A 13238-nucleotide genomic window follows, 5' to 3' on the forward strand; every position below is an offset into this window, starting at 1 on the left:
CGGCACCGGGGCCGGGGCGACCGCATCGAGCGCGACCGGCTTCACCCGGATCGCGAACCACACGATCACCCAGACGATGCCCAAGCCCCCGGCGAGCAGGAACGCGGCCTGCCACCCATACGCCACCGCGATTGCCGGAATGAAAAGAGGCGTGATGATCGCGCCGATGTTGGGCGCGGTATTGCCGATGCCCAAAGCGATCTGGCGATCCTTGTGGTTGAAATAGGTCGCTGCGGATTTGACCGCCGCCGGGGTGCCGACCGATTCGGCGGCTCCCAACAGGATGCGCGCGGCGAAGAAGGCCGGCACCGTGGTCGCGAAGGCGTGTGCCATGCCGGCCAAGCTCCAGACCAATACGCCGAGCGCAAAGCCGATGCGCAAGCCGACGCGATCGAGGAACCAGCCGGTACCGAGAAACGCGAACGCGGTCGCGACCTGGAACGCCGTGCCCATATTCGCGTAATCCTGGTCGGACCAGGCGAACTGCGCCTCCAGCGTGGGTTTCAGCAACGCGAGGATCTGGCGATCGACATAGTTGAGCATGATCGCGACGAACACCATCGCCACGATGATCCAGCGCGCCGCGCCGCCCTTCGCCGCCCAGAAACCCGCCATCGTCCCGCTCCCGTCTTTCGTTTCCGATAACGTTGTCATACCCGTATGTGTTCGGCTAGATAATAGTTGTGTCGTCACCCCGGGCACGTCGACTTCGCTCGGCAGGGCCTTGTTCCGGGGTCCACCGGACCGCATGATCGGTACGGCCTGGTTTGCGGCACCGTGGCGCCCGGAACAAGCCCGGGGTGACAGAGGGGGAGTGGAATGACGACTATATCAAGACGCCCCCTGCCGATGGCCGCGGACCTGTACGGCGATATCGAGCCATCCCCCAAGGCGACGTGGCGCGGCTATCTTCCGGGTCTGGTGATCGTCGCGGCGGGGACGCTGGCGGCGGCGTTCATCTCGGATCATTATGGCGCGCCGCTGACGCTGATGGCGTTGCTGATCGGACTCGCGCTCAACTTCCTCAGCGCCGACACACGGCTGACCCCCGGCCTGGCCTTCGCCTCGCGCTCGCTGCTGCGCTGGGGCATCGTGCTGGTCGGCGTGCGCATCACCTTCGGGCAGATCGTGGCGCTGGGGCCGGTGGCGTTGCTGTGCGTGCTGGGAATCGTCGCGCTGACGATCGGCGCGGGGATTCTCGCGGCGCGCAAGTTCGGCTTCGACACGGCGTTCGGTACGCTGGCGGGCGGGGCGGTGGCGATCTGCGGCGCGTCGGCGGCGATGGCGCTGGCGACGACCCTGGGCGAGAAGCGCGCCAGCCAGGCGCAGCTGACGATGGTGCTGGTCGGGATTTCCGCGCTCTCGGCCAGCGCGATGGTGCTGTACCCGATCGTCGCGCACGCCTTGCACATGAGCGACCTGCGCGCCGGCTTCCTGCTCGGCGCGGCGATCCACGATGTCGCGCAGGCGCTGGGCGCGGGCTATTCCTATTCCGACACGGCCGGCGGCATCGCGGCGATCGTCAAGCTGACCCGGGTCGCGTTGCTCGCGCCGGTGCTGGCGATCGTGGCGCTGTTCCTGCGCGGCGATGCGTCGCGCGCCAAAGGGCCGGGCATTCCCTGGTTCGTCGTGGGCTTCTTCGTATTGGCCGGGGTCAATTCGTTCGGCGTGATCCCGGTGGTGCTCGCCAAGAGCGCGGAGCAGATCGCCGCCGGCCTGCTGGCGGCGGCGGTGACCGCGACGGCGATCCGATCGCCTCTGTCGCAATTGCTGGAGGCCGGGCCGAAACCGTTGTTCGTGATCCTGGCGGCGACATTGGTGGCGTTCGCGCTGTCGCTGGGCGCGGCGATGCTGCTGATCGGCTAGCTCGACCCAACTCCCGCTTCAGGGAGGGGCTCAGGTCAGCGCGGGCCCGGTCGAATCGCGCACCACCAGTTCGAACGGCACTTCGCGCTGCTCGACCGGGGCATCGTCGCCCATCAACAGCAGGTCCGCCGCCTGATAGCCCATCTTGCGAGTCGGCTGGCGGATCGTGGTGAGCGGTGGCCACACCACCGCGGCGAGCGCGGTATCGTCGAACCCGGCGACCGACAGTTGCTTGGGCACGCGCACGCCGCGCTTGTGCGCCGCCGCCAGCACGCCGGCGGCCATGTCGTCGCTCGACGCGAAGATCGCACTCGGCGGCTGTGACAGATCGAGCAGGGCCTCCGCCGCGCGCGACCCCGAGGCGAAATCGAAGCTGCCGCCCCGGATCAGGGCGGCATCCTGCGCGATCCCCGCGTCCGCCAGCGCAGCGAGGTAGCCATTCAGGCGATGCGCGCTGGTCGCGTAATCGGGATGCCCCTTCACGAAGCCGATGCGACGGTGGCCGAGCCCGATCAGATGTTCAGTCATCACTTTCGCCGCGCGCAGATTGTCGATGAAGCTCGACGAGGTCAGCCCCGGATCCCCGCCCGGCGACACGCGGACGAAGCGCACGCCGCGCCGCGCCAGCAGATCCAGCACCGCCGGATAATCGGTCACCGGCGGGGTCAGGATCAGGCCGTCGACGCTGGTCGCATCGACCAAGCTCTCGACATCGTCGATCAAGGTCGCCGAATCGCGATCATAGGGTTGCGCGATCATCCGCACCCCGTCCGCCACGCAGCGGTCGCGGATGCCCGACTGCATCTCGTACACGTAATACGGGCTGGGATTGTCGCAGATCAACGCGATCTGGAAACTGCGCTTGCCGGCCAGCGAGCGCGCCGCCGTGCTGGGGCGGAAATTGAGCAGGGCGACGGCGGCCTGCACCCGTTCGCGCGTATCCTCGCCGACATAGCGTTCCTTGTTGAGCACGCGCGATACCGTCTTGATCGAGACCCCCGCTTCGCGGGATACGTCCTTGATGGTCACGCGCACGAAATTGCTCCGGAAGTTCGCCCCGTCCCGCGATGTGCCCCAGCCCGTCGCACGCGTCCAGCGGCTTGCAAGGACTGTACTATGCTGATAATACAGCTCTCCGCCGCACGGCCGGCTGGCTGATCCGGAAACACGATGCGTCCTTACCCTTTCGATCCTGCGACCGCGCCACCGGCCCAATCGTCGAGCCAGTCCACGGCTTGGCCGCCGCGCGGCTCCGAATCGGCCGTGCCCATGCCGCCGAGCGACCTTCCGCCGCCCGACCAGGGCCCACGCGATCCGTTCGATCGTCCAGCGCCGTATCGGGGATCGCGCTGGCGCTGGCCGATGCGGATCGCCGGGGCGGGAATCGTATTGTTCGTGCTGGCGGTGATTTGGCTCGCCTTCACCGCGCCCCTCTCCAAATCGCTCGAACCGCTGACCCCACCGAGCATTACGTTGCTGGCCGATGACAATAGCCCGATCGCGCGGCGCGGCGCGATCATCGGGCAACCGGTCGACGCGGCGAAGCTGCCCGCCAACGTCACCAACGCCTTCCTCGCGATCGAGGACCGACGCTTCAAATCGCATTGGGGCGTCGATCCGCGCGGCATCGCCCGCGCCTTCTGGCACAACGTCACGTCGAGCGGACGCAGCCAGGGCGGCAGCACGATCACGCAGCAGCTCGCCAAGAACGCGTTCCTCGATTCGGACCGCACCGCCGCGCGCAAGATCCGCGAAGTGATGATCGCCTTCTGGCTGGAGGCGTGGCTGTCGAAGGACGAGATCCTGTCGCGCTATCTGTCGAACGTCTATTTCGGCGACAACGTCTACGGCCTGACTGCGGCGGCGAAGCATTATTTCAACCGCGCGCCGGACGATCTGTCGATCGCCCAGTCGGCGATGCTCGCCGGTCTCGTCAAGGCACCGTCCAAGCTCGCCCCCACCGTCAACCTGCAAGGCGCGCGCGACCGGCAGAAGCTGGTCGTCGCGGCGATGGCCGATGCCGGGTTCATCAGCAAGGACGAGGCGGAACGGGTGCGCCCGGCGCGGCTATCGACCAACAGCATCAAGCCGCTGCCCGACGGCACCTATTTCGCCGACTGGGTGCTTCCCGAAGCGCGCGATCGTGCCGGCGAGATCGCGCGCGAGACGACCGTGAAGACGACGCTCGACCGCCGGTTGCAGACCGCCGCCGAGCGCGCGGTGCGCAGCGCCGGCCTGCGCCAGGCGCAGGTCGCGATCGTCGCGATGCGCCCGGATGGCCGCGTCGTCGCGATGGTCGGCGGCAAGAATTACGCCGACAGCCCGTTCAACCGCGCCACCCAGGCGCGCCGCCAGCCCGGATCGGCATTCAAGCTGTTCGTCTATCTCGCCGCGATGCGCGAAGGGCTGACGCCGGATTCGATGATCGAGGACGAGCCGGTGACGATCGCCGACTGGAGCCCGAAGAACAGCGACGGCCGCTACGAGGGCAAGATCACGCTGCGGCGCGCGTTCGCCAAATCGAGCAACGTCGCGGCCGCGCGGCTGATCCAGCAGGTCGGCGTGAAGAACGTCATCCGCGCCGCGCGCGATCTCGGCATCACCACGCCGATCGCCAGCGAGGCGACGATCGCGCTGGGCACCTCGACCGTATCATTGCTCGAACTGACCTCGGCCTATGCCGCGGTCGCCGCGCAGAGCTATCCGGTGCGCGCGCGCGGAATCGAGGCGGCGGGAGATCGCAGCTGGTATCAGACGCTCACCGATCGCTCGCATCCGCTGACCGGCGACGTGCGCGACCATATGCTCGACCTGCTCTCCGCCTCGGCCGAGACCGGTACCGGACGGCAGGCGGCCTTGTCGGTCAAGACCTATGGCAAGACCGGCACCACGCAGGACAGCCGCGATGCCCTGTTCGTCGGGTTCGCCAACGACCTGGTCGTCGGCGTATGGGTCGGCAATGACGACAATACGCCGAACGCCGGTTTGTCCGGCGGCGGCATCCCGGCGCGCGTATGGCGGGATTTCATGATGCGCGCGCTTCGCGTCGGCCCGGCGGTCGCCCCCGAAGCCGATCCGGTGATGGACGACAGCGAGGGCGGCAACCTGTTCGGAATCGACGGTCTGGAAGTGCCCGAAGGCGATATCGAGGGCCTCGGCCTCAACCTGCATGTCGGCCCCGACGGCAGCATCGAGATCAACCGCTCGAACGACCGCGACCGGGGCCCGCCCCCGCGCCGCGACGATCGTGCGCCTCGCGATGAGCCGTTCCCGGACGAGGAACAATAGGCCCGGTTACGGCGTCGCGGCCGGAAGCGGCCCGATCCGCTCGGCAAAGATCGCCAGCAGATCCACACTGCCCGAGATCGCGGTGTTCGGCGGGAGGTACAGGTTCAGCGTCTGGAAAAAGGCGTTCTGCGCCGACGATGCTGGAACATCATCGCCTTCCAGCAACATCGGGCCGTCGATCGCCTGGACGATCGCCTGCGCCAGCGGCGAGCCGTTCACCCCGGTCGCCCCGATCGTCACGCCGCTGACCGCGCCGGGATTGTTGGCCGTCACCGCGATCCCGAGAATGCCGGTCAACGCGTTGAAATTGACGAGCGCGCCCGATGTCACGAGATCACCGATCTCGATCGTGCGATCCGGATTTGCGACGATGCTGATCGCGATGCCGGTGGTATTCGCGCCGCTCGTTCCGCTGAAGCTGGCCCGTACGCACGGCCAGGTCCCGCGTGGGATCAGCCCCCCGTCCGTCGCGACCGTCACCGTCGACGCCGCGAAGCCGACGCCCAACGTACCGTCGATCGTGCCCGACAGCGTGAAGCCGGCCGGCGGCGTACCCGTCATCGCACCCGTTCCGTTGTTCGTCAGGCTGATGGTCCCACCGATCTCCACCGTCCGGCCGCCCGGCACCATATTCGCACCCGAGCCGTTCGGTCCGGCCGCCGCCAGTGCGCGCGACAGGCTTCGCGCCGGCTTCCTGCGATACAGATCGCGCAGCGGGGCGACCGCGAAGCGCTTGAGATACTTTCCGTAATTCGAACAATGCAGGCCGTCGTCGGTCACCGCGCCGGCCGGCATGGGTGCCGCCGTCGCGCCGAACGGGATCGGATAGCCATTCGCATTCGCCAGCGCCGGATCGATCAACATGCCCGTCGTGTCCACGAACAGCACGTCCAACGGATTGGCCAGCGCATATTCGTCGTACAGCCGGTTGATCGTATGGATGTAGGACGCACCGGTCGCCGAGCCCGGGGACCGCGGATCGACCGACACCAGCACGAGATATCTGAAGCAGCCCTGCGGTCGGAGAACCTGCTCGTGAAACTTGCGGATATTCGCCAGCACCGTCGCGGGTGGCAGGTTGGCGCTCGTATCGTTCGTGCCGATCGTCAGATAATAATCGATCGTGCGGCCCGCCGCCGAATGCGCGTCCAGCACGGTGCGCGCCGTCGCCAGGCGTGCTGGGCTGAGCAGATTGCCCGCCCCCGTCCCAGAGGTGCTGCCACCGATGCCCAATTCGCCGCCGTCGAAGCGCAGATCCAGCCCCTCGAACGCGGCCATCCATTGCAGGCCCGTCTTGATCTCGGCGTATTTGCTGTCGCCGTCGAACAGGCAATGCACCGGCGCATGGCGTCCCGTTCGCCGCGCGAGCGCCTGCAGGCTGGCGTTGATCTTGTCGCCGCCGGCCTTGGCGGAATCGCCGGCCCCGGCGGTCGTATCGATGAATTGCATTGCCATCACGAAACCCTTCCAAATGCGGGCGCGCTATCGCCCCAATGTTGCGTGTTCGATCCGAAGAACGGTGCCGCCGGCACGGGTGCGCCCCCGGTCGACACGCGCCTTGCCGCGACCTGCGGAATCGAGAGTCCCAGCCCCAGCGTCACTGCGACGCTCCGGGCACGGCGGCGGCAGAGCCGCGATCGGAAAATGCTTTCGCCATGATGAGAGGTTCCTTTTGCTGGAGACGGGAACAGGCACGGCCAAACGTCCCCGGCATATGGACTGCGGGCGACGCGGCATTGCCACGTTCGATCGTCATTTAGTCGATGTACGCCGCTACTCGCGCTGCTATCATCCCGTTTTAGGGACAGGAATTTCGACCCGGGGCGCGCTGGTCCAAGCCAAGATCGGGTTCCTACCGAGAACAAGGCACGCAAAGGTCACCTATGCCCCGCAATCTGGCAATAAAATCCGATAAACGGGACCATATATCCCATAATCGGGACAGTCAATCCCATCCGGAAAAGGCGGCGTTCGCGCACCGCCTGCGCGCGACCCTGGAGCGGCTCGATCTCAGCGACGCCTATTTCGCGCGCGCGGCGGACATCCCGACCAGCACCTTCGCGCGCTACAAGTCCGGCGACAGCATGCCGAAGGGTGATGATCTGTTCCGCCTGTCGGATGCGCTTCGCGTGTCCCCGCGCTGGCTGATCCAGGGGGATTCCGGCGGCGAATCGGTTCTGGCCGACGTGGCGGATGCGGACTTCGTTTCCATTCCACGCTACCGCCTCGCGGCTCTGACCGACACCGGCAAGGGCGAACCGATCGAGATGGTGCCGTACCGCAAGGATTGGCTCGCCCGTCGGCTCGGCACCGCCACGGGGCTGTGGATCACCGAACTGCCGTCCGATTACGAAGCGCTCGGGCTGGAGGAGGGCGATGCGATCCTCTGTGCGGATATCGATGCCGCCGGCCCGGCCGAGAAATGGGTGTGCATCTTTCGCGGATCGGCCGGGCCGTTCGTCGCGCGCTACAGCAACCGCGGCATCGCCGGGGACCGTGACCCGCCCGATACCAGCTTCGTCACTGCCGCCGACCTGAGCGGGGGAGAGACGTTCGCGATCGCGAGAATCAGGGCACGGATGCTGGCGAAATTGTAGAAGCCGTTACATCCGGTTGACGCACCCCGCCCTACCCCGCATGCAATTTTCCATGCGCTTCTTCTCAGACAATGCCGCCCCCGTGCATCCCGCCGTGCTGGACGCCCTTTCCTCCGCCAACACGCTCGACACCGCTTATGATGGCGACGGGTGGAGCAAGCAGCTCGACGGCCGCTTCTCGGACCTGTTCGAAACCGAGGTCCGCGCGCTGTGGGTGCCATCGGGCACCGCGGCCAATTGCCTCGCGCTCGCCGCGCTCTGCCCGCCTTATGGCGGCGTGGTCTGCCACCGCGACGCGCATATCCAGAACGACGAATGCGGCGCGCCGGAATTCTACACCCATGGCGCCAAGCTGATGCTCGGCGAGGGCGACGGTGCGAAGCTGACGCCGGACAGCATCCGCAAGGTGATCGACGCCATCGCCAACGACGTGCACCGCGTCCAGCCGCATGCCATCTCGATCACCAACGCGACCGAATATGGCTGCGTCTACGCCCCCGCCGAGGTCGCCGCGATCGGCGCATTGGCGAAGGACCGCAGCCTGGGGCTACACATGGACGGTGCGCGGTTCGCCAATGCGGTCGCGTATCTGGGCTGCTCGCCCGCCGACATTACTTGGCGCGCGGGCGTGGACGTGCTGAGCTTCGGCTTCGTCAAGAATGGCGGGATGAGCGCGGAGGCCTTGATCTTCTTCAAGCGCGATCTGGCCGACGCCACGCCGATGCGCCGCAAGCGCGCCGGCCTGCTGCTGTCCAAGGGCCGCTATCTCGCGGCGCAGTTGCTCGCGATGCTGGACGGCGATCTGTGGCTCGACACCGCCCGCGCCGCCAATGCCGGCGCGGCGTTGCTCGCCGAGGCCGCCGGCGACCGCCTGCTCCACCCGGTCCAGGCCAACGAGGTGTTCCTGCGCGTCACCGCCGCCGAAGCCGCCGCGCTGCGCGCCAGGGGGTTCGATTTCTACGACTGGGCCGACGGCGAAGCTCGGCTCGTCACGTCCTGGGACCAGCAAGCGGATGCGATCCGCCCCCTGGCGGAGGCGATCGCCGCACTCTAGCATCGGACACCGGCGCGGCCCGTCCCCGGATGACAAGTCCGGCCGAAGCAAGCGCCAGCGCACAGAGATCGATCGCGACGATCGGCCAGGCCGGCAGCCAGAAGATCGCCAAGTGCAGCACCGCCGTCGCCAAGACCGACAGCAAGGCGGCCTGCTGGAGTCGATGGCGTGCGGGCCAGGACGGATGCACGGCGGCAATCGCCAGCCCGGCAACGAGCAGGCCCCAGAAACTCCAGACCAGCGGAGCGTCCGGCCCGACGATGGCCCGCAGCCAGATCGAGGCGACCAACAGCAGCGGCGTGCCCCAGATCACCACTTCCCAGCACGCGGCGAGGCGATCGCCGCCCAGACCGCGACGACGGCGCTTCTGTAGCCATAAGGTGGTGCCCGTCGCGGTGACGACGCACAAGCCGAGCCCGAGCAGCATATAGGCCAGCTCGATCGCGAGCCCGCCATAATTGCCGAAGTGGAGGTTGTAGGCGGAGGCGGCGGCCTGCTGCCCCAGCGCACCGTCGGACAGGCCGGTCGCACCGCGCCACTGCCCGCGTGCGTCGAACGCATAGGTCTCGCCATAGATCAGGCGGCGGGGATGTTCGGCGATGATCTGCACGTGCTGGCCACGCGTGCCGGGATCGTGGACGATCACGTAGGTGGGCACGGCATAGGGTACGCGCGTCGCCAGCGTGCGCAACGCCGCCGCAATGTCCGGCGACGGCGCGCCAGACGGATCCGGCTTGGGTTCGTGCCCGAAGATCGGGGCGTAGATCTTCGCCGCGTCGCCGCCGGTATAGGCCTTGGCCAGTACGCTGAATCCGACGCTGCCCAGCCCGATGAACGCCCCGGTCAAGGCGACGGCCAATACGAACGGCAGGGTCCACACGCCGAGCCGGTTGTGCCAATCGGCACGGGCGATCTGCGCATCGTGGCGGGTGCGCAACCGGAAGGCGTCGCGCAGGATACGGGGATGCGCCAGGACGCCGGTGACCACCAGTGCGCTCAACGCGACGCCCAACGCGCCCACGACGATCAGCCCCAGCGTGCTGGGCAAATGCAGATATTCGTGCAGGCCGATGACGAATTCGGTCCAGGCGTGTGCCTCGCGCCCGACGATGCGCCCCGCCCCATCGACATATTGGCCGCCATGATCGGTCGTCACGACCGCACGGGGCAGGTCGCCGGTCGGCATGCGGATGTAGAGGTGCGTGGTTCTGGTCTTGCCTCGCTCCGACGCTAGGACGGTACCCATCGCCGCCTGCGCCCCTTCAGGCGACAAGGTCTCGGTCTCGGCGATGGCCGGCTGCTCCCAGCGTTGCCAGCGATCGTGGATCACGATCAGCGTGCCGGTCAGGGCGATGATGTACAGCAGGGCGCTGGCGAGCAGGCCGATCGCGGCATGCCCGCCGAGCGCGCGCTGCACCAAAGTGGCGAGCGGGCGAGACTTCGTGGTCATGATACGCTCCACAGGATCGTGCCGAGCAGCGCGGCGGCAATCGGCGGGACGGCCATCCTCGCGGCATTGGCACGGGTCATCTGGATCGCCATGACGATCGTCCACAGGATCGGTTGCAGGAAGACGGTCAACACGGTCGCGTCGGCATCACCCATCCCGCCCCGCCGCGCCAGCGCCTGCGCGCCGAACGCGAGCCATTGCGCGGCGACGAACCCGACCGGCACGACGAGTGCGAAGACCGCCATGCGGCGGGCGATGTCGGACCAGCGCCGGGGAATCGCGATCGACGGTGCCTCCCGCGGCGCACGGCGCGCCTTCGCAGGCGATCGCCATCCGGCGTACAGCACCATGGTCAACGCCACCGCGATGCCCGCGACCATGCCGACCGCAAGGCCCCAGGCACCATCGCGCGCCGTGAGAAGAGCGAGACCGATGGCCGCCAGACCCCAGCCGGTAGCGGCGATTGCGCGCCGGCCGGCCCAGCCGATCCGGATCAGCATCATCGCCGCGGCAACGATGGCGAGGAGAAGCCCCACCATCAGTATCGCACGGTCACCGTGCCGAGGATCGAACGAGGCGCGCTATAATAACCCTGGTCGTAGTTCAGCGCGCCGAGATATTTGGCGTTGGTTACGTTCTTCAGATTCGCGCCGACCGAAAGATGGTCGGTGATCGCGTAGCGGCCGAACAGGTCTAGCGCGGCATAAGCGTCCTGCGTGATGCGCACCTGCTGGCCGGTCGTGGACGACACCACCCCGGTCGGCTCGAGATACATGCGGCTCTGATACTGGAGCGACGCACCCACTTTCAGCGCGGCGAACGATGGCGGGGCATAACTGACGTTCAGGCGCGCGGTGTTGCGCGGCACGAAGGTACGCGCCGGCTGGCCGTCCTCGCCACGGATGCGCATGATGGTGTATCCGCCGGTTGCCTGAAGGCCGGGAGCAAGCTGTCCGCTCATCTCCACTTCGATGCCCTGCGATGTCGCGTCCACGCCGCGATAGATGGTCCGGCCGAGTACGGAATCGAAACCGGCCGCTTCCGCAGTGTTCTTCTGTCGTGCCTGGAAGATCGCGGCGCTCGCGTTCAGGCGGCCGCCGAACCATTCCCCCTTGACGCCCGCTTCGAGATTGTCGCCCTCGATTGGAGCGAGCAGGCGATTGTTGATGTCGAACTCCGATTGCGGATTGAAGATCGTCGCGAAGCTCGCATAGGCGCTGATGTTGGACGTCAGATCGTAGGTCGCGCCGACAAAGGGCAGAAACCGCTTCCGATCATAATCGGTCGGAGTGCCATAGGATGTGCCTACACTCAGCGCGCGGGTGTAGTTGCCGCCGATCATCACTTTCAGCGGATCGGCAAGGTTTAGGCGGACGAGCCCGTATGCCGTTTCCCGGCGCGTGTGCGTATCGAGGCTCGGCGTGAAGGCGGGGAAGACGGGTTCGGGGAACGTACCGTCGAACAAGGTGGACGACAGCGGCAACCCGATGCCGACCTGCGAATAGTCATAGGCCGAACCCTGGGTGTATTTCTGCGCACCGCGATTGACGCCGATCATTACATCATGCTCGCGTCCGAACAGTGACGCCTTGCCCGACACGTAGGCGTCGAGCGTCAGGTTGCGACCCTCGGCATCGAACGCCCCGGGATAGCTGAACACGCCGTTGCCGGTCGTGCGATCGGGATTGCCGTAGACGTAGAACAGTTTGTCCTGCTCGCTCACCGCGCGACGCAGCGCGCTGATCTTGGCGACCCAGCCATTGCCGAAGGTGTGCGTGATATCGCCGAATATCTGCCGATCGATCACGTTCCAGCCCGCCCATTCCGGACCCGTATTGGCGGATCGCGCCAAGTCGATCCGCGTGCCGTCGGTATAATAAAGCGGCAACGCCCCCCACATCGCGCCGGACGATTTGTGATCCTGGTGGCCATAGCCCGCGCTGACGACCGTGTTCGGGCCAAGATCCGCCTCGACGATGCCGTATCCTGTCCAGCGGCGCACATGGTTGCGATCCAGATAACTGTCGGTATCGAGCAACGCGCCGACCGCGCGGGCGCGCACGCTGCCGTCCCTGGTCAGCGGCACGCTGACGTCGCCCTCGAGACGGATATTGTCGAACGAGCCGTATTGCGCGCTGGCCGATGCCGCGAACGTCTTGGTCGGCCGCTTGCGCACGAAATTGACCACGGCGGACGGATTGCCGGTCGACGACAGCAGCCCGGGGGCGCCGCGTACGACCTCGATATGGTCGTAGGTCGCGGTGTCGATCGACCCGGTCTGGACTCCGAACGCGAACGGCAGACCGATGCCGTCGATCTGGAACGTCTGGATGTCGAACCCGCGCGCCGAGAAATAGAAGCGATCGGTTTCCTGCGCCTGCACGTTCACGCCCGGCACCGTGGCGAGCAGCGCATTGACGTCGTTGAGCTGAAAATCGTCGATCTGCGCCCGGGTGACGACGCTGACCGATTGCGGCGTCTCGCGCAGGCTGAGCGGCAAGCGGGTCGCGGTGCTTTGCGATTTGATGCCGTAATCTTCGCTGCCCTCGGTCCGCTGCGCCACCACGACGATATTTTCGTCACGTTGCGGGTCGGTATCTTCGACGCCGACAGGGCCTGCCGCAACGGCCAGCAACGCGAGAAAAGCGGTCATCGATCGGGTATCCTATAATTGTGATACCGGCCCAATACCAAAACCGATCACTAACGCAAATCATTATCATTAGCTTCATCACCGTGCCCGACGAGTGGTTAAAGCCGCAGCGGCTAAATGTCTGGAATTGCGTGATCCGGCTCGATCATCGGTCTGGCGGGTAAATGGCGATCGTTGGGACGTGACATCCCATCACGGCTCTTTGGCCGACCGGGGACGCATAACGACCCGGGATGTGGGACACGAGCGCGGGAATCGAGCATCGATCGAGCACGATCAGCGAATCCAGCGCGACCGGCACTTCGGGATGGCCCGAAGGCACCGATCGCG

10 protein-coding genes (1 of these 10 running past the window's edge) are annotated in these 13238 nt (G+C 66.7%); 4 read left to right on the forward strand and 6 right to left on the reverse strand.

The features are described from left to right. Positions 1 to 615 carry the start of an MFS transporter gene (locus ASG11_RS00895; RefSeq protein WP_055774052.1) on the reverse strand. Its footprint begins 639 nt before the window's first position, so 615 of the gene's 1254 nt are visible here — the first part of the coding sequence; the start codon lies at positions 613 to 615; its stop codon lies off the left edge, out of view. A 204-nt stretch (positions 616 to 819) separates the two neighbouring features. Here ASG11_RS00895 and ASG11_RS00900 point away from each other — a divergent pair, with 204 nt between their 5' ends. Beyond that, positions 820 to 1866: a YeiH family protein gene (locus ASG11_RS00900; RefSeq protein ID WP_443024422.1), complete on the forward strand. Its 1047-nt coding sequence runs from the start codon at positions 820 to 822 to the stop codon at positions 1864 to 1866. Between the two features lie 30 nt (positions 1867 to 1896). On the opposite strand, the gene ASG11_RS00905 is transcribed toward ASG11_RS00900, so the two are convergent. Continuing rightward, positions 1897 to 2901, reverse strand: a complete 1005-nt coding sequence (locus tag ASG11_RS00905) for a LacI family DNA-binding transcriptional regulator (RefSeq protein ID WP_055774056.1) — start codon at positions 2899 to 2901, stop codon at positions 1897 to 1899. Between the two features lie 135 nt (positions 2902 to 3036). Here ASG11_RS00905 and ASG11_RS00910 point away from each other — a divergent pair, with 135 nt between their 5' ends. Beyond that, the gene (locus tag ASG11_RS00910; RefSeq protein ID WP_082472521.1) at positions 3037 to 5154 is read left to right on the forward strand and encodes a transglycosylase domain-containing protein; all 2118 of its coding nucleotides are present in this window, start codon (positions 3037 to 3039) and stop codon (positions 5152 to 5154) included. 6 nt (positions 5155 to 5160) lie between these two features. On the opposite strand, the gene ASG11_RS00915 is transcribed toward ASG11_RS00910, so the two are convergent. Continuing rightward, positions 5161 to 6609 carry an SGNH/GDSL hydrolase family protein gene (locus ASG11_RS00915; RefSeq protein ID WP_156363600.1) on the reverse strand — a complete coding sequence of 483 codons (1449 nt, stop codon included), beginning with the start codon at positions 6607 to 6609 and terminating at the stop codon, positions 5161 to 5163. A gap of 428 nt (positions 6610 to 7037) precedes the next feature. Here ASG11_RS00915 and ASG11_RS00920 point away from each other — a divergent pair, with 428 nt between their 5' ends. After that, positions 7038 to 7751: a helix-turn-helix domain-containing protein gene (locus ASG11_RS00920; RefSeq protein WP_055774060.1), complete on the forward strand. Its 714-nt coding sequence runs from the start codon at positions 7038 to 7040 to the stop codon at positions 7749 to 7751. A gap of 52 nt (positions 7752 to 7803) precedes the next feature. Next, positions 7804 to 8805: a threonine aldolase family protein gene (locus ASG11_RS00925; RefSeq protein ID WP_055779979.1), complete on the forward strand. Its 1002-nt coding sequence runs from the start codon at positions 7804 to 7806 to the stop codon at positions 8803 to 8805. Here the strand turns inward: ASG11_RS00925 and ASG11_RS00930 are convergent. Genes ASG11_RS00930 through ASG11_RS00940 form a run of 3 tightly spaced genes read right to left on the reverse strand, consistent with a single transcriptional unit; the run spans position 8741 to position 12908 of the window. Continuing rightward, positions 8741 to 10255 (reverse strand): PepSY-associated TM helix domain-containing protein, encoded by a 1515-nt coding sequence (locus tag ASG11_RS00930; protein WP_055774062.1) that lies wholly within the window; start codon positions 10253 to 10255, stop codon positions 8741 to 8743. The genes ASG11_RS00925 and ASG11_RS00930 overlap by 65 nt on opposite strands. Further along, on the reverse strand, positions 10252 to 10794 hold the full coding sequence (locus tag ASG11_RS00935) for a hypothetical protein (protein ID WP_055774063.1): 543 nt from the start codon (positions 10792 to 10794) through the stop codon (positions 10252 to 10254). Before ASG11_RS00935 ends, ASG11_RS00930 begins: the two co-directional genes overlap by 4 nt. Beyond that, entirely contained in the window at positions 10794 to 12908 is a 2115-nt protein-coding gene (locus tag ASG11_RS00940; protein WP_055774066.1) for a TonB-dependent siderophore receptor, read from the reverse strand. The genes ASG11_RS00935 and ASG11_RS00940 overlap by 1 nt, the downstream gene beginning before the upstream one ends. Between the last annotated feature and the right edge of the window lie 330 nt (positions 12909 to 13238).

Source organism: Sphingomonas sp. Leaf357, assembly GCF_001423845.1.
Lineage (GTDB): Bacteria > Pseudomonadota > Alphaproteobacteria > Sphingomonadales > Sphingomonadaceae > Sphingomonas.